The organism is Marinomonas foliarum, from assembly GCF_016906065.1.
Lineage (GTDB): Bacteria > Pseudomonadota > Gammaproteobacteria > Pseudomonadales > Marinomonadaceae > Marinomonas > Marinomonas foliarum.
This window is the reverse complement of sequence record NZ_CP070273.1, coordinates 1,379,433-1,403,456: the sequence shown is the minus strand read 5'-3', so window position 1 is coordinate 1,403,456 and position 24,024 is coordinate 1,379,433. Positions and strand designations below refer to the sequence as shown.

At 45.0% G+C, this 24,024-nt stretch carries 22 protein-coding genes; 11 read left to right on the top strand and 11 right to left on the bottom strand.

All coding sequences use genetic code 11. The annotated features are described in order from the left end of the window. Window positions 1-51 precede the first annotated feature (51 nt). The 7 genes from cbiB (at window position 52) to JSY38_RS06500 (ending at window position 4,943) form a co-directional block, all read left to right on the top strand. The gene (gene cbiB, locus JSY38_RS06530) at window positions 52-1,032 is read left to right on the top strand and encodes an adenosylcobinamide-phosphate synthase CbiB (RefSeq protein ID WP_205115906.1); all 981 of its coding nucleotides are present in this window, start codon (window positions 52-54) and stop codon (window positions 1,030-1,032) included. Next, the gene (locus JSY38_RS06525; RefSeq protein ID WP_205115905.1) at window positions 1,017-2,114 is read left to right on the top strand and encodes an aminotransferase class I/II-fold pyridoxal phosphate-dependent enzyme; all 1,098 of its coding nucleotides are present in this window, start codon (window positions 1,017-1,019) and stop codon (window positions 2,112-2,114) included. Before cbiB ends, JSY38_RS06525 begins: the two co-directional genes overlap by 16 nt. After that, entirely contained in the window at window positions 2,111-2,623 is a 513-nt protein-coding gene (cobU, locus tag JSY38_RS06520; RefSeq protein WP_205115903.1) for a bifunctional adenosylcobinamide kinase/adenosylcobinamide-phosphate guanylyltransferase, read from the top strand. The genes JSY38_RS06525 and cobU overlap by 4 nt, the downstream gene beginning before the upstream one ends. Window positions 2,624-2,722: 99 nt before the next feature. Then, complete coding sequence (gene gpt, locus JSY38_RS06515; protein WP_205115902.1) at window positions 2,723-3,220, top strand: xanthine phosphoribosyltransferase; 498 nt, start codon at window positions 2,723-2,725, stop codon at window positions 3,218-3,220. 238 nt (window positions 3,221-3,458) lie between these two features. Next, window positions 3,459-3,866, top strand: coding sequence for a DUF2914 domain-containing protein (locus JSY38_RS06510; RefSeq protein WP_205115900.1), 408 nt, complete (start codon window positions 3,459-3,461; stop codon window positions 3,864-3,866). A 50-nt stretch (window positions 3,867-3,916) separates the two neighbouring features. Next, window positions 3,917-4,249 carry a DUF1904 family protein gene (locus tag JSY38_RS06505; RefSeq protein WP_205115899.1) on the top strand — a complete coding sequence of 111 codons (333 nt, stop codon included), beginning with the start codon at window positions 3,917-3,919 and terminating at the stop codon, window positions 4,247-4,249. A 337-nt stretch (window positions 4,250-4,586) separates the two neighbouring features. Then, window positions 4,587-4,943, top strand: coding sequence for an endonuclease domain-containing protein (locus tag JSY38_RS06500; RefSeq protein ID WP_205115898.1), 357 nt, complete (start codon window positions 4,587-4,589; stop codon window positions 4,941-4,943). 306 nt (window positions 4,944-5,249) lie between these two features. Here the strand turns inward: JSY38_RS06500 and astB are convergent, their stop codons facing one another. The 4 genes from astB to JSY38_RS06480 are packed head-to-tail and all read right to left on the bottom strand — an operon-like array spanning window position 5,250 to window position 10,242. Beyond that, window positions 5,250-6,596, bottom strand: coding sequence for an N-succinylarginine dihydrolase (gene astB / locus JSY38_RS06495; RefSeq protein ID WP_205115897.1), 1,347 nt, complete (start codon window positions 6,594-6,596; stop codon window positions 5,250-5,252). Window positions 6,597-6,651: 55 nt separating this feature from the next. Continuing rightward, window positions 6,652-8,124, bottom strand: a complete 1,473-nt coding sequence (gene astD, locus JSY38_RS06490) for a succinylglutamate-semialdehyde dehydrogenase (protein WP_205115896.1) — start codon at window positions 8,122-8,124, stop codon at window positions 6,652-6,654. Window positions 8,125-8,150: 26 nt separating this feature from the next. Continuing rightward, complete coding sequence (gene astA, locus JSY38_RS06485; RefSeq protein WP_205115895.1) at window positions 8,151-9,203, bottom strand: arginine N-succinyltransferase; 1,053 nt, start codon at window positions 9,201-9,203, stop codon at window positions 8,151-8,153. A 25-nt stretch (window positions 9,204-9,228) separates the two neighbouring features. After that, entirely contained in the window at window positions 9,229-10,242 is a 1,014-nt protein-coding gene (locus tag JSY38_RS06480) for an arginine N-succinyltransferase (RefSeq protein WP_205115894.1), read from the bottom strand. A gap of 157 nt (window positions 10,243-10,399) precedes the next feature. Here JSY38_RS06480 and JSY38_RS06475 point away from each other — a divergent pair, with 157 nt between their 5' ends. Next, window positions 10,400-10,621, top strand: a complete 222-nt coding sequence (locus tag JSY38_RS06475; protein ID WP_114412591.1) for a DUF1653 domain-containing protein — start codon at window positions 10,400-10,402, stop codon at window positions 10,619-10,621. 45 nt (window positions 10,622-10,666) lie between these two features. On the opposite strand, the gene JSY38_RS06470 is transcribed toward JSY38_RS06475, so the two are convergent. The 4 genes from JSY38_RS06470 to JSY38_RS06455 all read right to left on the bottom strand — a co-directional run bounded on the left by JSY38_RS06470 (window position 10,667) and on the right by JSY38_RS06455 (window position 16,990). Further along, complete coding sequence (locus JSY38_RS06470) at window positions 10,667-11,647, bottom strand: LysR family transcriptional regulator (RefSeq protein WP_205115892.1); 981 nt, start codon at window positions 11,645-11,647, stop codon at window positions 10,667-10,669. Window positions 11,648-11,744: 97 nt separating this feature from the next. Beyond that, the gene (locus JSY38_RS06465) at window positions 11,745-14,834 is read right to left on the bottom strand and encodes an efflux RND transporter permease subunit (protein ID WP_114412593.1); all 3,090 of its coding nucleotides are present in this window, start codon (window positions 14,832-14,834) and stop codon (window positions 11,745-11,747) included. Further along, entirely contained in the window at window positions 14,834-15,946 is a 1,113-nt protein-coding gene (locus tag JSY38_RS06460) for an efflux RND transporter periplasmic adaptor subunit (protein WP_114412594.1), read from the bottom strand. The genes JSY38_RS06465 and JSY38_RS06460 overlap by 1 nt, the downstream gene beginning before the upstream one ends. A 135-nt stretch (window positions 15,947-16,081) precedes the next feature. Then, window positions 16,082-16,990 carry a LysR family transcriptional regulator gene (locus JSY38_RS06455; protein ID WP_205115888.1) on the bottom strand — a complete coding sequence of 303 codons (909 nt, stop codon included), beginning with the start codon at window positions 16,988-16,990 and terminating at the stop codon, window positions 16,082-16,084. Window positions 16,991-17,152: 162 nt separating this feature from the next. On the opposite strand from JSY38_RS06455, the gene JSY38_RS06450 reads away from it, so the two are divergent. Further along, a complete protein-coding gene (locus JSY38_RS06450) occupies window positions 17,153-18,643 on the top strand; it encodes a CoA-acylating methylmalonate-semialdehyde dehydrogenase (protein WP_114412596.1) in 1,491 nt (496 codons plus the stop codon). A 73-nt stretch (window positions 18,644-18,716) separates the two neighbouring features. Here JSY38_RS06450 and JSY38_RS06445 read toward each other — a convergent pair whose 3' ends face one another. Then, window positions 18,717-19,781 (bottom strand): GGDEF domain-containing protein, encoded by a 1,065-nt coding sequence (locus JSY38_RS06445; RefSeq protein ID WP_205115886.1) that lies wholly within the window; start codon window positions 19,779-19,781, stop codon window positions 18,717-18,719. Between the two features lie 243 nt (window positions 19,782-20,024). On the opposite strand from JSY38_RS06445, the gene JSY38_RS06440 reads away from it, so the two are divergent. Next, a complete protein-coding gene (locus tag JSY38_RS06440) occupies window positions 20,025-20,528 on the top strand; it encodes a COG3904 family protein (protein ID WP_239544389.1) in 504 nt (167 codons plus the stop codon). 34 nt (window positions 20,529-20,562) lie between these two features. Continuing rightward, a complete protein-coding gene (locus tag JSY38_RS06435; RefSeq protein ID WP_114412599.1) occupies window positions 20,563-20,847 on the top strand; it encodes a DUF1289 domain-containing protein in 285 nt (94 codons plus the stop codon). Window positions 20,848-20,874: 27 nt separating this feature from the next. Here the strand turns inward: JSY38_RS06435 and radA are convergent, their stop codons facing one another. Together radA and JSY38_RS06425 are read right to left on the bottom strand one after the other, a co-directional pair. Next, window positions 20,875-22,263 (bottom strand): DNA repair protein RadA, encoded by a 1,389-nt coding sequence (radA, locus tag JSY38_RS06430; protein ID WP_114412600.1) that lies wholly within the window; start codon window positions 22,261-22,263, stop codon window positions 20,875-20,877. Between the two features lie 79 nt (window positions 22,264-22,342). Further along, a complete protein-coding gene (locus tag JSY38_RS06425; protein WP_114412601.1) occupies window positions 22,343-23,875 on the bottom strand; it encodes a carbon-nitrogen hydrolase family protein in 1,533 nt (510 codons plus the stop codon). Window positions 23,876-24,024: the final 149 nt, after the last annotated feature.

The window sequence follows — 24,024 nt, the reverse complement described above, 5'->3', positions numbered from 1 at the left end:
GAATTCTACCTTACCTATTCACCTTGTTAAGTGAAAAAACGACTTATATTTATGATCCTTGCTAATTTAGACAGTAGTTTTGATGGTTTTCTTGGTGTGTTTTCTACGGCCAGTTTCATTTTGGTCGCGGCCTTGGTATTGGATCGCTTATTAGGTGAGCCAAAGACGTGGCATCCCTTGATTTGGTTTGGTCGCTGGGTGGATCTTTGTCGCAAGCATATACAGTTGCCTTTAGACGCTTCTCTATCTCGTCAACGCCTGGTTAGTGTGTTGGCATGGCTGGTGGCGGTTTTGCCTTGGGTGCTGATTCAATTGGCTTTGTTTTGGTTGTTGCCGAGTTGGCTAGATACTTTGCTGTCTGTGGTGGTTTTGTATTTTGCGATTGGTTGGCAGAGTTTGCGCGAGCATGCGCTGGCGATTTATCAGCCTTTGTCTGTCTCTCCACTGTCGGCAGAAAAGCTCGATGAAGCACGTCTTGCTGTGAGTTATATCGTCAGCCGTGACACACAGAATTTGGATGAATCGGCGGTGGCAAAAGCGGGTATTGAGTCGGTTTTAGAAAACGGCAGTGATGCGATATTTGCACCGATATTTTGGTTTATTCTCTTCGGTGCGCCGGGTGTGCTCTTGTATCGTCTTGCGAATACGCTGGATGCTATGTGGGGCTATAAAACAGAATCTTTACTGCATTTTGGTTGGTTCGCCGCGCGTTTTGATGATGTATTGAATTATGTTCCCGCTCGTCTTGTGGTTTATACCTATGGGGCTTGTGGTAAATGGCACTCAGCCATTCGCAGTGCGCGACGTCCTTCTGCCCGTTGGAAAAGTCCTAATGCTGGCCCTGTGATGGCCGCGGGGGCGGGCGCTTTAGGGATTCAGTTAGGTGGCGAAGCGCCGTATTTTGGCAAAGTAGAAACTCGACCAATTTTAGGCGAGGGTGATTTACCAACGCCACAACATTTAAAAGAAGCCATTTGGCTGGTGGATAAAAGCGTGATTTTGTGGGGATTGGTTATATGTCTGTTGGTCTAAAATCTTCTAAGTTAAGCAGTACGCCGCCAAAGCATGGCGGTGACTTGGCGTATTGGCAGCGTAAAGTCGGTGATGATGCATTAACTTGGTTGGATTTATCTTCCGCCTGTAACCGTGAACCTTGGCCGATTCCGGAAATAGCGCCTGCATTATGGATGGACTTGCCTGATCAAGTGCATTTGTTAGAGGAGGCTGAGCGGTATTTTGGGTGTCGTCCCACTGCGATTAGTGCGGGCTCTCAACATATTATCGAATCTTTGCCGCCCATGTTGCTGGCGAGTCAGTCTTCGGCTTTGCTTACTGCAACGAAAATGGTTTTTGTGCCGCGCATTGGTTATCAGGAACATGCTTTTGCTTGGCAAAAATGGGGCTTTGATATTGCTTATTACGATTCATTGGAAGAGTTATTAGGGCAAAAATGGGCGGTTGCCGTCGTCATCCAGCCGAATAACCCAACGGGAGAAATTGCCTCACACCATATTTTGTCTCGACTGATTGCCCATGCTGAGCAGCAAGGGGCGAATATCGTCGTGGACGAGGCTTTTGTTGATGCTTGCCCAGAGTTGAGTCTGTTGAATAGCAAACAAGGTAAATCGCTGAGTGAGTCGCTTTTTGTTTTACGCTCTGTTGGTAAGTTCTTTGGCTTGGCAGGCGCGCGTGTTGGCTTTGTTTTTTGTGCGACAAAATGGCAAGCCGCGATCAAAAATTTATTGGGGCCTTGGCCCGTGGCGACGCCGAGCCTGCATTTGGTGACATTGGCCTTTGCTGATAAAGCTTGGCAGTCTCAGGCTTTGCAAGGTTTAAAAGTACGACAAGCGGCTTTTGTTGAAAGGGTGATGCCAAAGTTCAACACGATTTTTGATTCCCAAGACAGCGTGACCAATCCTTTGTTTGTTACCTGGTTTCTTGAAAGTGAAGAATACGCCAAGCAAGTATTCGATATGTTGCACCAAGTTGGCGTACATACTCGTTTAGGCGAAGGCTGGATTCGTGTGGCATTGCCAGCGCTTAATGAAATGGATGCTTTAAACAGCGCCTTGATTCGTTTATTAAAAACCGCAGGAGGCAGGGAGTTAGCATGAAGCATCTTGTATTAGGTGGCGTTCGTAGTGGCAAAAGTGCCTACGCAGAGGAGCAAGTTGCTTCGTTTAATAAAGCGGTCTGTTATGTGGCGACATCACAAATTTGGGATGAGGAAATGGCGGAACGAGTGCGATTGCATCAAGTCAGTCGTCCCAAAGAATGGCGGGTTATCGAAGAACCATTGGCATTAGCGGAGCTTTTGGCTTCCCTCAATACTCCTGAACAGGCGGTGATTGTCGAATGCTTTAGTTTATGGGTGACGAACTTGTTGTGCCTAGAAGACGAAGCACGTTTAGAAAATGAGAAACTGGCACTTTTTGAAGCAATTTCCGAGTTCAAGGGTGATTTGGTGTTGGTGTCTAGTGAAGTGGGATTGGGAGTGATGCCGATGAATGCCCTTGCTAGGCGATTTGGTGATGAACTGGGAAGTATTAATCAAAAACTGGCTAAATTGACCGATCGGGTAACTTTTGTTGCGGCAGGGCTACCTATGCAGCTAAAATCCTAATCTTCCATTTATACTCTGTGTTTTCTTGAACTATATTGTTCTTGGAAACACTTTTATAATCAAAAATTGCAATTTATAGCGAAAGGCGTAGGAGCTTTGATGACCCCTTATTCAAAAGATTTTCCAGTATCTTGGGAAGAGCTACATAGAAATGCTCGTGCCTTGTCTTGGCGTTTGCTGGAGCAGGGCCCTTGGAAAGGGATTATTGCAATTACCCGTGGAGGTTTGGTGCCAGCGGCTATTTTGTGTCGTGAAATGGATATCCGCTTGATCGATACGATTTGTATCGTGAGTTATGGCGTTGATGAAGCTACAGGTGCTTCAATGAAGCAGGGCGACCTTAATGTTCTTAAAGGCGTTGAAGGTGATGGCGAAGGTTTCATCCTGATTGATGATCTAGTGGATACAGGACGAACCGCAGCGAAAGTTCGTGAGATGCTGCCAAAAGCACATTTTGCAACCATTTATGCCAAACCTGCCGGAAAGCCGTTAGTTGACACTTTTATTACTGAGGTGAGCCAAGACACTTGGATTCGTTTCCCTTGGGATATGGAATATACCTTTTCTACCCCGCTTGCTGATCGTCAGCCAAAGTAAGCATTCACTTCTACTTCTGCGTATTAAGTTCCTCATAGAAAACGGGTCATTATTTGACACAAAAGCAGCGAGAGTATTTGCAAATTTACACAAAACTCTCGTTTCTTTTACACAGTTTTCAGCTAATTTTATGGTTATATTCACCTCTCAATTCAGAGCCAAAGGCAGACTAAGGAATTAGCTGTTTCATGCATTTTAAATGTGCTTACTTTTTAAACAAATATAATAGGATTTTACTATGTGGAAAATGCTAATTCGAGTTGCTTTGGCGAGTGTTTTATCGCTATCGATGACTTTGCCCGCGTTTGCACAAGGTACGGTGGCTCGTGCTCAATTCACTACAGATGTAATCGATCGAGAACCGATAGACAATATCGGCGCAACGGTAACAGTAGAATATGGCGCAATTCAGCGAGTCTATTTCTTTACTGACTTACGTGATATGGCGGGAAGTCATGTTATTCATCGTTGGAAATTAGATGGAGAAGAACAAGCGGACGTTGATTTTGACATAGGTGGTGACCGTTGGAGAGTTTGGTCTAGCAAACGCCTAATGCCAGGCTTTGACGGTAAATGGAGCGTTGAAGTAGTACAAGATGACGTAGTGGTAAGCACTTATTCATTTGACTATGTGGATGAAATTTAAAAAATCAGGCATTCTTTGTCGTTACTTTTAATCTATGATTAAGGATTTTTATGCCTCATTTACGTGTACGAGGGTTGGCTTTTGACGAGCTAGAGTCTATTGCTGATATCTTGGTCGAAAACTTAGCGGAAGTCACAGACACGCCAAATTCTCATTTCACCCTTGAGTACCAAGCAACGACTTATCTGGCAGTTGGTGGCGCTTCTCCTGCGTACCCGTTTTTTGATGTTTTATGGTTCGATCGAGGCGAAGACGTGAAGCGCAAAGTGGCGTTAATCATAGAAGAATTGATTAGACCTCTTGTGGATAGTGGACAAGACATCACAGTGTTGTTCCATGATCTGCAGGGCAAGGACTACTATGAGAATGGCGAGCACTTCTAAGATAGTAACCCCCTCCCAGCCTCCCCCTTAGCAGGGGGAGGAGCGAAGACATATTTGTTCCTTCCCCTTATCTTCAAGGGGAAGGTTAGGATGGGGTTGATAAGGTCTTTTGACCCCCTCCCAGCCTCCCCCTTAGCAGGGAGAGGAGCTAAGACATTTTTGTTCCTTCCCCTTATCTTCAAGGGGAAGGTTAGGATGGGGTTGGTAAGGTCTTTTGATCCCCTCCCAGCCTCCCCCTTAGCAGGGGGAGGAGCTAAGGCATTTTTGTTCCTTCCCCTTATCTTCAAGGGGAAGGTTAGGATGGGGTTGTTTTAGGGCTTCAGAAAAGGCTTATGGAATGAGCGAACGAATATTTAACCCTAAGAAATACCAGGCTTTAAGAACGGAGCTAAGAAATGTAATGCCAGAACCTGAAAGGCATTTATGGCGTCATATTAGAGGTCGCCAACTTGGTGTGAAATTTCGAAGGCAGCATGGAGTGGGTTCTTATATAGTGGATTTCTATTGCCCTGAAAAGCATCTTGTTATCGAGGTTGATGGTGATAGCCATTACACAGATGAAGCTAGAAAATATGATATTGAACGAACAATTTATCTTAATAGAAAGGGGTTACAAGTTTTACTCTTTACCAATGAACAGGTTATGAACGAATTAGATGCTGTTCTTAATGTTATTTTGGGTGAAATTAGTTAACCCCCTCCCAGCCTCCCCCTTAGCAGGGGGAGGAGCTAAGACATTTTTGTTCCTTCCCCTTATCTTCAAGGGGAAGGTTAGGATGGGGTTGGTAAGGTCTTTTGACCCCCTCCCAGCCTCCCCCTTAGCAGGGGGAGGAGCGAAGCATTTTTGTTCCTTCCCCTTATCTTCAAGGGGAAGGTTAGGATGGGGTTGGTAAGGTCTTTTGATCCCCTCCCAGCCTCCCCCTTAGCAGGGGGAGGAGCGAAGCATTTTTGTTCCTTCCCCTTATCTTCAAGGGGAGGGTTAGGGTGGGGTTATTCAAGACTACCGCTGAAATTCGTAGACGCTTCCTAAGTTCATTATCTGAGTTAGTTCATCTAATGCGCTGCGGCTTTCTATTAATAGCTGCGGATCAGCAAGGTCTTTTTCATGCAGTTGGTCGCGGTAGTGTTTTTCGACCCAGTTATTTAAGCGTTCAAACAAGACATCGTTCATCAGTGTCGATGGGTTGATGGCTTGTTGTTCGGCTTGGGTTAGGGCGATGCGAAGTCGAAGGCAAGCTGGGCCGCCGCCGTTGCTCATGCTTTGTTTTAGGTCGAAGACTTTAATCTCGTTGATTGGAGATTGGCCTGCAACCAGGCTGTTTAAATACGCCCAAACGGCTGGGTTACTTTCACACTCGCCTGGTACTACCAACACCATGTCATCGTCACCACGGCTTAGTAGCTGGCTGTTAAACAGGTAGGACTGGATGCAGTCTTGTACTGACACCGCATCGCTTGGCACTTCAATGAGGTGAAATTTCGATGCTCTGTCTCCCCAAGCGGTAAGCAAATCTTGCTTCATTTTGGCAGTATCTAAGAAAGCTTCTTGGTGATAAAAGTGCGCGTTGCGATTACCTACGGCAATTACGTCATTATGGAAGACGCCTGCGTCGATGACGTCTGGGTTTTGTTGTGCGTAAACTACTTGGTCTGCGGATAATCCATGACGACGCGCCACGGCTTGGGAAGCTTCTAAGGTGTGGCGTGCAGGAAATTTAGCAGGTTTAGGCGCACTGTTGTTGAAGGCTTCCATTCCGTAGACAAAGAATTCGATGCCTTGTTCGCTATAACCATGACAAAAGCGTGTGTGGTTGGCTGCGCCTTCGTCACCGAAGTGATCGACACTTGGCAAAGCGGGATGATGAGCGAAGTGTTTATCGTCTTTGAAGGTCGCTTGTAAAATCGCGCCTGTGGTTTCATGTTCGATGGAGCGATGGAATTTGTTTACCAAGTTGGCAGGCGTGAAGTGCACACGATTGTCGCTGGTGTCGCCACTTGGTGATACGGTTGCGGCGTTGGCTGTCCACATGCAAGACGCGGAGCTGACCGCCGCGAGCAGTTTAGGGGCTTGTTTGGCGGCTTGTTCTAATATGTCAGCATCGGTCCCCGAAAAGCCTAAACGGCGCAGGGTCGGTATGTGCGGGCGTTCATGTGGCGCGAGTACACCTTGTACGAATCCTAGATCCGCCAAGGCTTTCATCTTAACCAAGCCTTGCTTTGCTGCCGCTTTCGGGTTGGACGGGCGTGCCGAGTTATTCAATGAAGCGACGTTACCAAAAGATAGGCCGCTGTAGTTGTGGGTTGGGCCCACTAAGCCGTCAAAATTGGCTTCTGTCGCTGTGTTCATAATTGCCTCTTGTTGTATCTGAATCTAAGTTTTCTTTGTCGTTCTCTATGACGCACTAAAGCGTTATGCCATGGCCGAGTTTTTCGGGCATGGTTAAGCTGTCAGCTTCAATACTAGCAACTGGGTACGCGCAATAATCTGCTGCATAGTAGGCGCTGGCTCTGTGGTTGCCGCTGGCGCCAGTTCCACCGAACGGTGCATTACTGGATGCGCCTGTGGTTTGGCGGTTCCAGTTGATAATGCCGGCACGGCTATGTTGTAAGAACCATTCATATTCGGCTGCATCGTCAGACAAAACGCCTGCTGATAAGCCAAATTTGGTGTTGTTGGCGATGCTCATGGCTTGATCTAGCGAGTCATAGCGAATCACGGTCAGCAGTGGGCCGAAGTATTCTTGGTCTGGCAGTTCGTCTAGCATGTCGGTGGCATCGATAATGCCCGGGGTCACAAAGCCTGTTTGGCTGTCGCCACGGGTCATTTCTAAGATAGGAGCAGCCCCTAACTTAATAAGCTTTTGATAAGCTTGCAGCAAACCGTCGGCGGCTTGTGCAGATACGACTGGCCCCATAAATGGCTGATCGACCGCATCAAAACGGTCGATTTTTAACGCTTTGGTCGCCGTTACTAGGGATTGCAAAATGGCATCGCCAATCTCGCCCGATGGTAATAATAAACGACGGGCGCAAGTGCAGCGCTGTCCTGCTGAAATAAATGCCGATTGGATGATTTCATGTACTGCCGCGCGTTGGTCTGCGACTTTTTCTGACACCAACAATGGATTATTGCCGCCCATTTCTAATGCCAAGATTTTACCTGGGTGACCCGCAAAGTCGTTATGCAAAATATGGCCGACTTGTGGGCTACCGGTGAAGAATAATCCGTCGATACCTTGATGATTTGCTAGGGCTACACCTGTTTCACGCTCACCTTGAATTAGGTTGATCACGCCAGCTGGTAAGCCTGCTTTTTCCCATAATTGGATGATTAGGTCAGACGTCGCGGGTGCTTGTTCGCTTGGTTTGAAAACCACAGTGTTACCAGCAATCAGTGCAGGAACAATATGGCCGTTAGGTAAATGCCCAGGGAAGTTATAAGGACCAAATACGGCAACCACGCCATGTGGACGATGGCGTAATCGAGCTGTCGCGCCTGGCATGGGCGTAGTTTTTTCGCCGGTTCTTTCATGGTAAGCCTGCTGTGAAATGGCGACTTTGCCCACCATGGCAGCGGCTTCGGTACGGGTTTCCCAGATTGGTTTGCCTGTTTCACGGCTTATCACAGTTGCTATGCCTTCGCTGTGCTCTTTAACCAGTGCAGCAAAGGCTTCAATAATTGTTAAGCGTTCTTCTAAAGGACGATTGGCCCAAGCAGGAAAGGCTGTGCGAGCCGCATTGATGGCTAAATCGACTTGGCCTGATGTGGCTGTGTTGGCTTGCCATACTAAACTGGCGTCCGCTGGATCAATAGAGCGGAGCAATTGGCCTTCGCCTGCTATCCATTGACCATTAATATACTGTGCTTGTTTCATGGTGACTCCTGTTAGTTCGTGCGCATTTATCTTGAATATGGGGATAATTCGACGATTCGAACGGGTTCTTTATTTGTGATGCAAAGTGCGTCAGCTTCTTCTTGCGTTAGGGTCATGGCGCTACCTGGTGGAATGGTACGCTGGATTAAGATACACCTGAAATCTGCGACCTTGGCATTGGATACTAGGTAGTAATTACCTTCGTTAACGCCTTCTTTTGTGCCTTTTGGCTGTCCTATGTTGGCAAGGCAAAGACGGCTGTCGCGTACGGCACGAATGTCTTGAACGCGAGCTTCTAAGCTTGGTCCACCATCAAAAATGTCGACATAGTTTTCATAGCGGAAGCCTTCTTGCTCTAGTAGACGACGAGCAGGTACGGTGTTTTTGTGGACTTGTCCCAAAACCTCACGGGCTTCAGGTGGAAGCAAGTTTACGTACACTGGGTTGTTTGGCATCAGTTCAGCAATAAACTGTTTATTACCTTGTGCTGTCAGTTCATCGGCTTCTTTGAAATCAATCGAGAAAAAATGACGACCAAGACTTTCCCAAAGTGGTGAAACGCCATCTTCGTTGCTGATACCGCGCATTTCAGCAAATACTTTCTCTGTAAAGCGCTCAGGGAATTGTGCCATGAACATAAAGCGTGCTTTAGAAAGCAGTTGCCCGTTTTTTGAATGGCGGTAATCTTCTTCTAAAAATAGTGTGCAAATCTCGCTGCAACCGGTGAAGTCGTTATTAAGAACCAGCGTTGGAATGACATTATGTACTTTCAACTCACGGGACGCATGAGTGATGGTTCCTAGGTGATAGCTGTAAAAGGGTTCGTCTAACCCCACAGTTGCTAAGATACCGCAGGTACCGACGATGTCGCCTGTGCTGGAGTCTTCTAGCACCATTAAGTAATCTTCATTATGAGGTGCGGTCACGTCTTCTTTATTAAAAGAGCGAACGGCACCATCGATTTTTCTTTGTAAGGTGGCTTCGTCAGAGACTAAAGAGGTAAAACCAATTCCGGTTTTTTCCGCAAGTCGATAAAGTGACTTTAGGTCATTCTGACAAATAGGGCGTATGACCATCATGGTGGTTTTCCTCTTTTAAAGTTATTCACAGTGCGACCCATTGAATGCGGTGTCCTGATGAGATACCCAATCGTTCTTGTGTCGCTTTTTCTAAGGCGAGCCCTGCGACCTGTGGTTCCGCTGGTGCGGCAGTGACTCTAAAGTGTTCTAAATGTCCGGCAGAAATCAGGTGCATAGGGCCTTTGGCGGCATCTGTTAAACTCAGTGCTTTGTCCGTTTTCTGCTGTGCAATAGTGTGTAGGCTTTCTGTTCTTGCTTCGATGCTTGGGCCAGCATCAAAAATATCGATATAACCACGGAATTCGAACCCTTCATTGAGCAATACCTCGGCGCTCTGATCTGAGTTTTCATGGATAACACCAATGGCTTCTTGCGCGGCTTCAGGCAAGGTTGGAACATAAATCGGGTAGCGTGGCATTAATTCCGCAATGAAATTTTTATTACTGACACCTGAAAGATAGTCGGCTTTTTTGAAGTCCATGGTAAAAAAATGTTTTCCTAAAGCATCCCAAAAAGCGGAGTAACCCTGTTTGTCGCTTTCGCCACGCAGTTCGGCAAATAGGCGCTTGGTGAAACGTTCTGGATAACGTGCAATAAAAAGCAGACGAGCTCTGGATAGCAGTGACATTGCTAGGCTGTTTTGATGGGCTTTATCTACAATCAATGCAATCAGTCGGCTGGTGCCGCTGTAGTCATGGCAGAGAAAGAGAGCGGGTATGCGATTGTGAATTTGTAACTGTGGGGATGCGTGTACGACTTCGTCAATTCGGTAGCTGTAAAATGGCGTATCTATGCCAACCATAGCGTCTATTCCGCAACAGCCAACAATTTTATCATTGCTGGTATCTACTAAAACAAACAAGTAGGATTCATCGCCCGGTTGTACCACATCTGTTTGTAATGAGCGGCGGGAAGAAGCGATTTTGTCGTTCAAGCGATCTCTATTGGCAGGAAAATTGGTGATACCTATACCAGCCTGTTGGGCAAGACGTTCCAGTGCAGGGAGATCCGCAAAATCTGCTGGGCGTACTAGATACATAGCGCATTCCTGAAAGATGAGTGATAAACGATAGTATGGGAAGTATTATCACCAAGTTATGTTCGGCGCGTAAGATGGGAACTTTCTTATTGGCGACACGTTTTTGTGGATATTGGCTATTTATGGTCGATTTTTAAAAAGTATGAAGAGGGTTAATATGAAAGAGGGTGTATATCAACATTATAAAGGCGCACTTTACTGGGTTGAGCGAGTGGCGAAACACAGTGAAACAGAAGAAGAGTTAGTTATTTACCAAGCGTTATATGGTGAATTTGGCTGGTGGGCAAGACCACTTAGTATGTTTCAAGAATATGTTGAAATTGACGGTGAAAGTATCCCGCGCTTTGATTGGCTTAGAGCCGAACGCGACGCAGGATAATACTGTCTATGAGATAGAATGGTGTGCTGGTTAAATAAATAGAGATTAAGCGGGCGGGTGCATCCAAGGTGATTCACGCATAAAGTCGATGATCTGTTCCCTTAGCCAGCGGTGGGCTAAGTCATTGTTGAAGCGTTCATGCCAGAAAATGTGAATAGGGTGTCGGCCATTAAATTCATCAAGTTCTAATACCTCATTGGGAATTGGTAATAGTTTGACTGGATAGAAATGGGCTTTTTCACACATTACATGCAAGAACAAATCACCAATGGAGCGCGAGGTTACCAGTGCCATACCGCGTTTCACTGCTTGCATGGCGACCATCAAACTGTCCGTTTCTAAGTCTGGCTGGATGACGTGGCCTCTTTGTTTGAGTTTTTGTTCTGTTTTCGAAAAAGAACTATTTCGATTGCTGCGTAAATGGTGCGTTACAACCTTATGAGACAGTAAGTCTGTTACCGATACTTCATCTTGATGAAATAGCGGGTGTGCTTCGCTCAAAATGATACAGGCCTCCATGTAGCCAATTAGCTTGCTACGGATATTGCTAGGTGTATCGCTAATTCGCATAATGCCAAGGTCAACATTTCCCGTCACAAGCTCGTCTATTTGAGAGTCGCCCCATGAGGTAATTGAAAGCCTGAGCTTTGGTGCTTGGTGCTGTAGAGAAGCCAACAAAGGTTCAATGAAATTTTCTAAATCGCCTTCATCTGCACGTAGCTTGAAACGTCTATCTAAGCTTTTTAAATCCAATGAATTTGGGCTCATTAGTTCAGAAAGAGAGCTTAAAATAGGCTGTACTAGATCGTGAAGTTCTGATGCGCGAGCGGTTGGGCTTAACCCATAAGCTTGGCGAGTGAAAAGAGAATCTTTAAATAGCTCTCTAAGACGCTGTAAGCTTTTGCTTAGTGCGGGCTGCGTCACGCCGAGTCGCTCTGCAGCGCGAGAAACACTGCCTTCTTCCATGATGGTGACAAAGGCGACGAGTAGCTTAATGTCTAATTTTAAGATGTCGTCTAGATGCATGGTTTTCTCAGTATTGTTTAGATTTAAAAACAGGAGCCTTATCAAATTGATAAGGCTCCATTCTATGAATACAAGGGTTCGTTAGTATCCAGTAGTATTATTCAAAGTCTGCGTGATGACGATATTTGACGCGGAATAACATGGCGTAAAAGACAGGTACAGCAACCAATGTTAGCAAGGTCGCAAAGCCCAGACCAAAAGAAATTACCACGGCCATGCCTTCAAAGAAAGCATCGTAAAGCAAGGGTATCATACCAAGAATGGTTGTGATTGCCGCCATACAAACGGGGCGAACACGGCTTACAGCAGAATTGAAAATAGCTTCATACTTCTCTGTACCTTGTTCTAGTTCGTAGTTTATTTGATCTGCTAACACGATACCGTTTTTCACTGTCATACCGGACAAGCTCAAGAAGCCAAGCAGTGCCATAAAGCTGAATGCCGAGTTCATCACCAGTAACCCTGTTGACACCCCAATTAACGCGAGAGGCACACAGAACCAAATGGTCAGTGGTACACGAATTGAGTTAAACAGCAGTATGGTGATGATAAACATAAACAGGTAGCCCATAGGCAATGCCTTGAATATGTTTGCTTGAGCATCGGTACTGCTTTCATATTCGCCACCCCAATCCAATACATAACCTGGTGGTAAGTGAATCGCTTCGACTGCACCACGGGTACGACCAAAGATCGCCATGGCGGTTTCATCACCCAAAATCTTAGGGTCTGCCATCACGGTGATAGTACGTTTACGGTCGCGACGTTCAATGATCGGGTCTTCCCACACGGTTTCAAACCCAGATACCAATGTAGAAAGAGTCACGTAAGATCCTGACGCCGGGCTGTAAATTTGCAAATCACGAATCTGATCGATAGAAACGCGCTCATTTTCTGGCGCCGTTCTTACGATTGGTAGTAAATCTGTGCCTTCACGGTACAAGCCAATTTGTGACCCTGTGAAGTTGGTTAACAACACATCGTCCAATTCTTTCTTACTGATACCAAGACGTCGAGCTTGAGCATCATTAAAGATTGGGCGAAGTACCTTAACAGGCTGACGCCAGTTATCTTTAATGTTTTCAAGGCCGCCATCAGCACGGTAAATATCTTGGATTTGCGCGCTTATTTGACGTAAATGTTTAGGATCCGGACCACTTACACGTGCTTCAAGTTTCGCGCCACTGGCTGGCCCTAACTGTAGACGTTGTAGTTTTACTTCCAGCTCTGGATACTCTTCCTGCATTTTGTAATACAAGTCTTTGAGTAAACCAGGAATCACTTCAGTGCTCTCAGTACGAACGATGAACTGAGCGTAACTAGAGTTAGCCTGTTCTGCATTGTAAGTCAGCATGAAGCGCAACGCGCCTTGTCCTGTTGTCGATGTCACATAGTTAATTCGATCATCTTTTAAAAGATCTGTCTCAATCTGTCTTACCGTTTTGTAAGTGCTGTCTATGTGGGTTCCTTCCGGCATTTGAATGTCCATATAGAACATTGGTGTTGTGGAAGGTGGGAAGAAAGATTGCTTCACAAATTGGAATGCCCAACCTGCAGTTAATAAGCTTCCTACCAAAAGAATGACAGTGACCCAACGGTAATGCATAGCCTTATCTAACAACCATTTATAACCAGTAAAGATGAAGCCTTTGTAAGGATCGGCTAGCTCTTCTGCAGAGCCATCTTCATTGTTGGCTTTTGTAATAGTTTCTTTAAAGAATAAATCACAAAAGAAAGGCGTTAGGGTAATGGCGGTGATCCAGCTAAGTAGCAGAGAGATCAATAATACATAGAACAATGATCCAACGAATTCACCCACTGAGTCTGGAGATAAACCAATAGGAGCAAAAGCGGTAACCGCAATAACGGTTGCGCCTAAAAGAGGCCATTTAGTTTGTTTCACAACCGCACTGGCGGCTTGTATTTTGGTCATGCCTCTTTGCATACCGATGAGCACACCTTCGGTTACCACGATGGCGTTATCCACCAGCATCCCGAGGGCGATGATTAAGCCACCAAGAGAAATCCGCTGTAGATTGATATGGAAGTAATCCATCACAATGAAGGTACCAAGAATGGTAAGCAGTAGGATGATACCAATCAAAATACCAGAGCGAATCCCCATGAATACCAACAGCACTAGAATAACGATAGCAACAGCAGCAACAAGGTTAAGCAAGAAATTGGATACGGAACGTTCTACTTCTTTTGACTGGAAGTAGATAGGTTCCATGTTTAGACCAACAGGTTGTTGGTACTGTAGCTCTTCGATACGGTTTTCTAATACTTCACCAATTTTCACCACGTTGACACCTGATGAAAATGAGATACCAAGCAACAGTGATTTCGCGCCATTAAAATCAACAATATGAGTTTGTGGCTCAACGTATTCACGTTTCACTGTGGCGATGTCACGTAGACGAATTAAATTGCCATCGGTTGGTGTACCAACAATTAGGTTTTCTAGTTCAGAGATGTCTTTGAATTCACCTGTTGGGCTAATGCGAATGTACTCACTGCCGACTTTTACGCGGCCAGCATTCGACACACTGTTTTGATTTGCTAGTAGGCTTTCTAATTGACTTGGAGCGATTCCCATATTGGCCATTTTTGAACGAGAAATCTCTATGGTGACTTGCTCGTCTTGCTCAGCTGCAACGGTTACTTTTGCCACGCCATCAACCAATACTAATTCACGTTTGATGTAATCAACGTAATTTTTAAGGTCTTTGTATGGATAGCCTTCGCCATTAATCGCCAGCATCACGCCGTACACATCGCCAAAGTCGTCTAACACCATAGGTGTTGCTACGCCGCTTGGAAATTGGCCTTGAATATCACGGATCTTCTTCCGTACTTCGTCCCAAATTTGCTTAAGCTCTTTGGCACGATAGGTGTCTTTGATCGTTAACTGAACTTTGGAGTAGCCTGCTTTTGAGGTTGAGGTGATTTTATCAACATAAGGCAGATTCTGTAGTTCTGTTTCAATCGGATAGGTCACTTCCTCTTCTACCTGTTCTGGTGATGCACCAGGGTATTGAGTGATGATTAACGCATCCTTGATAGTAAATTCAGGGTCTTCTAATTGCCCTAGATTAGTAAACGCAATGGCGCCACCGACCAATAAGATCAGTGTTACCATCCAGCTTGTTACTTTACGTTGAATGAAATAAGCAGCAATATCCATTATAGGCCTCGCTCACGTGTCCAAGGACGAACATGCATAGCATCAGTTAGACTGCTTACTCCTGCGGCAACCACTTGATCACCTGCTTCAAGGCCAGAAGTAATTTCAATCTGATTGCCTTTTAATGAGCCTAGCGTAACAACACGAGCGCTTACTTTCCCTGTGTCTTTATTGAAAACCCAAACGGTACTGTTGGATTTGCCTGTATCCGTATCTTCATGACGCATTACAGCTTCTACAGGAATAACAACATGCCTTGTCACGCCTAAAAGGCGGCTTAAATCAATGTCTACGTTCGCTGTCATTCCAGGTAGTAACGTGTGTTTTGATTCTTCATTACGGATCAGACGAAGAGATACATCATAAGCCATGGTTGTTTGATCAGGTGTGGTGTTGTGTTCTTTATAGGTTCCTGACAGTTTTTCATCTGGAGCCACATCAACAACGACATTAGGTTGGTAATCCGATTGCGTGGATTTGATGCTAACTACTAAGCTTTCTGGAACCTGAAACTCAACGTCCAAGTCGTTAATGTTTTGGATATGCATAATGGGTGCTGCTGCACTGATGTACTGGAAGTTCTCTGTTGCTACAGAGGCAATAACACCACGAAACGGAGCGTAAACTTTAGTGTATTGAAGTTTGTTTTTTGCTGTTTGAAGCGCGTTATTTGCTTGATCCAAGGTCGCTTTTGTCGAATCGAATTGAGACTGAGTGGTTGCGCCTTGGCGTAATAAATTTTGAATACGTTTGAATTGGGCTTCGGCAAGACTTTGATTTGCTTGCGCAAGTTCGACTTCTAGCTTGAAATCTGTTGGGTCAAGTACGGCAAGAAGCTCACCTTTTTTAACGCGTTGTCCTGCAACAACGTTTAGCTCCATTAACTGTCCACCAACACGAAAGGCGATGTCTGCCTCTTCACTGGCTTTTAATTCAGCGGGGAAGCGACGAATATTGATGGAATCTGTTGGCTCAATGGTAATTAGTTTGACAGGTCGTACAATTTCTTTTTCTACGACAGCTTCCTCTTCGCTGGATGAGCAGCCTACAAGCAGCAGTGAAGCTGCTAGCGTCATACCAATAATCGTATTTAAACGTTTTTGGGAATTCATTCATTGCTCCGTAAATATATTGGAAATAGTTAGATGAATGTATTTTATATCTCTCAAGTAGGGATATGAACATTTAAATATATATTAGAGATATTACTATTAATGAATATCTTGCTGTAATCGCCTATGTGCGCCTTATTGCGTTTTTTCGAGTTCGGCTAAAAAAGTTTCTAATATTAGGTTTGCACGTGCTCCTTTTCGAGTTATGGCCGAAAATTGCGTTATGTAGTGACACTCATTAGGCAAAATAGCGCGCATTCGACCGTCTCTAATCCAATGATCTGCAACATGGTCAGGTAAAAAGCCAATGTAACGCCCAGTTAGAATAAGAAAGGCAATACCTTCACGGTCGGTCGCTGTCGCGCTGGCTGTGAGAGGCTGGTGTTGGGCTTTGATGTCTGGAGTTTGTGCATAGGCAGGTAAGACCGCATCGAATTCTTTTAATTTGTTTTTCGAAATTGAGCTGTCGTCCAAAGTGTACAAAGGGTGTGTATTGCTGCAGTAAAGCTTAGATTCTTCTTCGTACAAGTGATGATAATCCAAACCGCTGAGGATTTTTAAATCTGGTACTATACCTATATGTAAACGGCCATCTAATACGCCACGTTCTACGTCCGTTGGTGGAATCATGCGAATATTAATGGCGACCTGTGGCCCTTTATCCTTTAGTCCAGCTAACGTTTGTGTAATACGTGTATGGGGCAGGGTGACTAGATTGTCTGTAATACCAATGTTCAATTCGCCTTTTAGATGCTGATGAAGCGCATTAATATTAGTTCTAAAGTCTTCAATAGAGGATAACAATTGCAAGGTGTAATCGTATACTTGGCTGCCTTCATTGGTTAAGGAAAAGCCAGACCGGCCACGTTGGCATAGGCGAAATCCCAAGCGTGTTTCCAAATCTGATATTGCAATGCTGATGGCAGCGCGGCTGATATTTAGTTCTACTTCTGCCGCAGAAAAACCGCCACACTCTACTACGGTGCGATATATTCGTAATATGCGAAGATCGGCATCGCTAACCTGACTTTGAAATTTATTCATACCTTTGTCTCCCGATAATAGTCATGAAGCTTAGCCCATAAATTAGTCAGCGACTTTGTTAACTAAAAACTTAAGTAAGCGTTAATAGATTAGAGTTTTTATAATTTATGCCCCTTGGCATAGTAGTGTCAACAGACAACATTTTGAATTTTCGGAGCCTACATGGACATCATTGGACACTTGATCGACGGTAAACATTCACAACAAGCTGAACGTACTCAAGACGTGTTTAATCCAGCAACTGGAGTTGTAGCCAAAAAAGTGGCCATAGCGTCTCGTGAAACCGTTGAAGAAGCTATTTTTGCGGCTCAAGCTGCCTATCCAGAATGGCGAAATACACCACCATTAAAGCGCGCTCGCATTATGTTTAATTACAAAATGTTGTTGGAAAAGCATGCGGATAAGATTTGCGAATTAATTGGCGCTGAACACGGCAAGATTTGTCATGACGCTGCTGGCGAGTTACAGCGTGGTATTGAGAACGTCGAATACGCTTGTGGTGCACCAGAATTATTAAAAGGTGAGTACAGTAAAAACGTCGGCCCAAATATCGATTCTTGGAGTGAGTTTCAGCCGCTAGGCGTGGTTGCAGGTATTACGCCATTTAACTTCCCAGCCATGGTGCCGTTGTGGATGTTTCCGATGGCGATTGTGTGTGGCAATACATTTGTTTTGAAACCGTCTGAACGCGACCCAAGTACGGCGTTATTCATTGCCGACTTGCTTCATGAAGCTGGTTTGCCAGCAGGCGTATTTAACGTAGTGAATGGCGACAAAGTCGCAGTGGATACTTTGTTGGAAGATAAGCGAGTCAAAGCCGTGAGCTTTGTGGGTTCTACACCGATTGCAGAATACATTTACAGCAAAGCCAGTGCCAACGGCAAACGTTGCCAGGCTCTAGGTGGTGCGAAAAACCACGCCATTGTGATGCCAGATGCCGACATGGATAACGTAGTTAGCCAGCTACTTGGTGCAGCCTTTGGTTCTTCTGGTGAACGTTGTATGGCGCTGTCCGTAGCAGTGGCGGTTGGTAAAGCCGCAGGCGATGCTCTGGTAAGTAAAATGGCCGACGCTATGAAGCCACTAAAAGTGGGCGAGTGTTCTGATAAGAACAATGATTTTGGTCCTGTGATTACTAAGGAGCATAAAGACAAAGTCGTCGGCTTTATTGATAGTGCAGAATCACAAGGTGCTACTGTTGTGGTAGATGGCCGTCATCCACAAGTCGCAGGTTATGAAAATGGCTTTTTTGTTGGCGCGACACTTATCGACGGTGTGACCAAAGACATGGACAGCTATCAACAAGAGATCTTCGGGCCAGTTTTACAGGTTGTTCGCGTGGACACGATGGAAGAGGCTATGACGCTGATTAACGACCATGAATATGGCAACGGTACTTGTATTTTTACCCGTGATGGGGAGGCAGCACGTTACTTCTCTGACCATATAGAGGTGGGCATGGTTGGGATTAACGTGCCTTTGCCAGTTCCTGTGGCCTACCATAGTTTTGGTGGCTGGAAGCGTTCTTTGTTTGGTGATTTACATGCTTATGGTCCAGATGCTGTACGCTTTTACACTAAACGCAAAACGATCACACAACGCTGGCCTTCGGCAGGTGTTCGTGAGGGCAAGAGCTTTTCCTTTCCTTCTTAGAATGAACTGAGAAGGGCTTTTAATGAATCCCAGGCATTTCTATCTGGTGGTTATCGTACTTTAGAAATGTTTTTTAATGGTCGCTTACTACTTGGTAGCGGCCATTTTTTTTCGCTTGATAAAGCGAATCATCGACACGCTTTAAGGCATCTTCAACTGTTTCATTTGCGTCTATTTGAATCAAGCCGAAACTGCAGCTAATGGCTTTGTCCCAACCCTCCAATGAAACATTATTGGGCATGTCTTGGCAGATATTTTCAATGCGTTGCTGAATTTGAGCAAGTTCAACATTTGGGAAGATGAAAAGAAACTCTTCACCCCCCCAACGGCTTGATATGTCTGTTGCCCGCATTGATTGAGATAAATAGTCTGATATTTTAATGAGAGCTTCATCTCCTTTGTTATGACCTAGTTGATCGTTGACCTGCTTAAAGTGGTCAACATCTACTAAGCTGATACAAAATGGTGTGCCATTTTTACTTTGTTGTTTCATATAAAAGGTTAGTGCTTCAAGAGCAAAACGCCGGTTAAATAGCTTGGTTAGCTCATCTTTTTCAGCGAGTTTGACCATCAACTCATATTGGCTCATGTAAGTTAAGCGTGTTAGAGCTGCTGCCGCAATAAACGGAATGCTTGCGCAAATCAAATTCATTATAAAGAGTGTTGAAGAGTAGCTAGCGACAGCTTCTTCCTGAGATGGGTAAAGTAATACGAGTAGTGCAAAGGTTGCCATGTGTAACAATGCAATGGCAGTAGACCAGATGATATTTAGAGAAGGTGTTGTCATCATTAGCAGTGTCATAGGCCATAAATAATACTGAAAGCCTGCATCTGCGCCGAGTATACTGGTGGCGAAAAAAGCATGAACGGTTATTTCAGCGCTCATGATCAAAATAGAAATATTATGTTGCTTTAATCGGTTAAGCCGCACTGTTAGCAGCCATGCCCCTAGAGACAAAACATTTAGCCAGGCAAGTGTTGTTTGATCGAGGTAGATAAACAAGAAAATGAAAATAAAGTGAGCAATAGAACCCGCTGCCGACGTTATGTTCAAAATCTGAGTCGTTTGCTCCAGACTGTTAGATACGTGGTTTGAAGTAAAAGGGTGCTGGTGTTTTAATTGACTAGTTGTTACCACGAGAGTTGTAATCCTTAACTTGTTTATTTGGCTATTGAAACGAGTTTATATATTGTCTTCTGGCGCTTTTAGAAATATAAGTGCGCTTTGGATTGGTGATACCAACCTTTTTACATTACTGGACTGCATATGGAAAAGAAAAAACTTAATCTTGCGTTATTATCAAGATTTTCATGTCTATTTATAGCTTTATTTTTAACCGCTTGTTCAGAAATGGCGATAAATAAACAAGCAGCTGTAAGCATGACAGATGATTTGGTCATGGATGTAAAAGAAAATACGGTGTATATATCGGGTATCTTAGGTAGTGATCTTGTAGAGCAATTGAGTGATATGGTGCGTAAAAAACCGAATATCACCGATATAGTGCTGGTGGACGTTCCAGGTTCGGTTGATCAACAAGCTACCATGGAAGGCGCACGACTTATTCGTCGGCTTGGTTTGAATACGCATATTGCTTCTACAGGTTATGTGCTTTCCGGCGGTGTTGATCTGTTTCTAGGTGGCGTGAAACGTAGCATTGGAGCAGGTGCTGGAGTTGGCGTCCATGCTTGGTCAGATGGTACAAGAGTAAAAGCGGTTAACTTGAATGAAGCGGATCCGATTCATGCGACCTATGTGAACTTTTATCTAGAGATGGGTGTGCCAGAGCGCTTTTATTGGTTTTCATTGGATGCTGCCCCTGCAGACAGGGTGTATTTTTTATCACCTGAAGAAGTGTACGATTTTGAGTTGGCGACAGAATAGCGTCGTCTCATATTAACTTCTTAGGGAGGGCATTATGGAGCAAATAGAACTGTTCGTCATAGAAAGCCCTTGTCGAGGCGTTTGTGAAAACAGCAAAAAAGGCTTTTGCAAAGGTTGCTTACGCAGTCGAGAAGAGCGCTTCCATTGGTTTTCTCTGTCTAATGAAGATCGTCACCAAGTACTGGATTTGTGCAAACAGCGCCGAGCGCGTTTATTAAAAGCTCGCCAAGAGCGCTTAGAGGCCGATTCTGCTAAGGCGCTTCCATACGGTATGGAAGACGAGCCCATAGCAGATCTGTTCGAATTAACGAATGACTAACTCGTAACGTCTTACAGCAAGTGTAAGCTAGTTTTCAAATATCGCGTCTAGCGCTTCCGATAAACGATCCACGCCAATCACTTTCATGCCCTCAATCGGTTTTTTCGGGCAATTAGCTTTTGGTACCACTGCTCTAGTAAAACCATGTTTGGCGGCTTCACTAATGCGTTCTTGGCCAGATGGCACAGGTCGAATTTCTCCTGACAAACCCACTTCACCCAGTACGACCAAATCATGGGGCAAGATTTTATCGCGGAAGCTGGAGACAACTGCTGCGATAGCCGCCAGATCGGCACTGGTTTCCAATACTTTGACACCGCCTACTACGTTTAAGTAGACGTCTTGGTCGGATGTAAGCAAGCCACCGTGTTTGTGGAGTACCGCTAATAACATGGCTAGGCGATTATGATCAAAGCCGACGGTAACGCGTCTTGGGTTGCCTAGGGCGGAATCATCGACCAAGGCTTGAAGTTCGACCAGCAAGGGGCGTGTGCCTTCCCACACCACCATGACAAGACTGCCTGCCGCTGGATGATTGCTGCGGTTCAAGAATATAGAACTAGGGTTTTTTACTTCTTTTAAACCATTTTCTAGCATGGCAAAAACGCCTAGCTCATTGATGGCACCAAAGCGGTTTTTCATGCCACGAAGAGTACGAAAGCGCGAGTCTTCTGAGCCTTCCAACAGAACAGAGCAATCCACCATGTGTTCAAGTACTTTAGGACCTGCCAAAGAGCCGTCTTTGGTGACGTGACCGACCAATAAAACCGCTGTTTGGGTTTGTTTGGCGAAGCGCGTTAAAACTGCAGCGCTTTCTCGAACTTGTGACACACTGCCGGGAGCGGATTCTACGCCATCCAAATGCATGACTTGGATCGAATCGATCACCATGACTTTGGGTTTGACTTGCTGAGCGATGGTTAAAATCGCTTCCACATTGGTTTCAGACAGCATTTTTAGGTTTTGTGTAGGTAAACCAAGGCGTTGTGCTCGCATAGCGACTTGCTGAAGGGATTCCTCCCCTGTCACGTACAAAGCGCTTTGTTGCTGAGCCAGCCAACACATGGTTTGCAGTAGTAAAGTACTTTTACCTGCACCTGGATGTCCGCCAATCAGTACGACACCCCCGGGGACTAACCCCCCGCCTAATACTCGGTCGAATTCATTTGCTCCGGAGCTAAAGCGAGGTACATCTCCTAAATCAACGTCAGATAAATTCTGAATACCTGTCACGGCACCAGCGTAACCTTGATAACGTGGATCTTGGCTAGCAGAAACGCGAGCAGAGGTCTTACCAGAGGTAAGGCGAATTTCGGATAGGGAATTCCACGCGCTGCAGGCTTGGCATTGTCCTTGCCATTTTGCGTAGTCGGCTCCGCATTCATTGCATACAAAAGCGGTTTTTGCTTTGGCCATGATAGTCTCTTGTGTTCTTTATAGTGATGAATTAAAGGATTGCGATAACATCCATGTTATCGCTGGATAGTATTTTTTATTAGTGCTGTTTTTTCCAATTGACTGAATAAAGATCCGTGCGACGGTCTTTCAAGTTGTTCACTGAGCCTTCGCTGCGTGTCAGTTTCAATTTATCTAAATCCAAGTCAGAGAACATAATCATTTCTGTGTTTGGTGTGGTTTCCGCCATTACCGCATCGTGCGGATAAGAGAAGTCTGAAGGCGAAAATACCGAGCTTTGTGCGTATTGGATGTCTAAGTTTTCCACTTGTGGAAGGTTGCCACAGCTACCGCAAATAACCACATAACATTCGTTTTCAATAGCGCGAGCTTGGGCACAACGACGTACACGCAAGTAACCGTTTTTGGTATCAGTCCAGAAAGGGACAAACAAAATATCCATGTCTTGTTCTGCCAGTAGACGACCCAGTTCTGGGAATTCTACGTCGTAACAAATCAAGATGCCCACGCGACCAGCATCGGTATTAAAGACACGCAGATCGTTACCACCTTCGATGACCCAATCTCGACGCTCATGAGGCGTGATGTGGATTTTCTTTTGTTCTTCTACGGTACCGTCACGGCGGCATAAATAACTAACGTTATAAACTACTTCGTCTTCAATCACAGGCATGGAGCCTGTAATAACGTTGATATTGTAACTGACCGCAAACTGCGACATTTCATTGATAAATCGCTCTGTGAAGCTGGCTAAGAAGCGGATGGCTTCGGTCTGGTTGCTTTGGTCTGGGCTAAGCCCAATTAGTGGCGCGTTAAAAAATTCCGGAAAGAGAACAAAGTCACTCTTGTAGTCGGATACGGCATCGATGAAGTATTCAACTTGCTTTAACAATTCGTCAACGCTTTCAACTTCGCGCATTTGCCATTGAATGGCTCCGATACGAACTTGGGTTTTTCGCGAACGAATCACGTTGGTGTCTGGCTCAAAGAAGATGTTTTTCCATTCTAATAGAGTCGCATAGCCTTGGGATTTTTCGTCTTCTGGCATATAGCGCTTTAACAAACGAGTGACTTGGAAATCGTTTGATAGTTGGAAGGTTAGAATCGGGTCGTAAATTTTACGTTCGCGCACTGCTTCTAAATATTCCGCAGCACTCATTTCATGGGCGTGCTCATGATAACTTGGAATACGGCCGCCAGCTAAAATAGCGCGTAAATTATGTTGGCGACAAAGGTCTTTTCTGGCTTCGTATAGTCGGCGACCAAGACGATAGCCTCGATATTCAGGTGCAATTAACGCATCCAAACCATACATAGCATCACCACGAGCATCGTTTAGAACATTCTCTTTTTGATCGATAAGATCGTCATAAGTATGTGGGTTACTAAAGCGTTGATAGCTTACTTGAACTGATAATGCCAAACCGACAATTTTACCGTGGTCTTCTAAACAGATTTGGCCTTCTGGAAAGTCTTTGATGAGTTTGTGGATAGTGTGCTCAGGCCATGAGCCACCAATATCGTGATAGACCTTATCCATCAATACTTTGATTTCATTATAATCGTCGTTGGTTAGGTTACGAATAGTTAAATGTAAGTCGTCGTGCTGCATGTTTGCCTCTATCAATCGATCTTATGTATCCCTCATGATAACGCGTATTTGTATAAGTAAGTAAGAGATCAGTGCGTCATAAGGGGGTATAGCAGTTGTTCAATAAGGGATATAAAAAGAAAACCCCCGCCGAGGCGAGGGTTTTGATG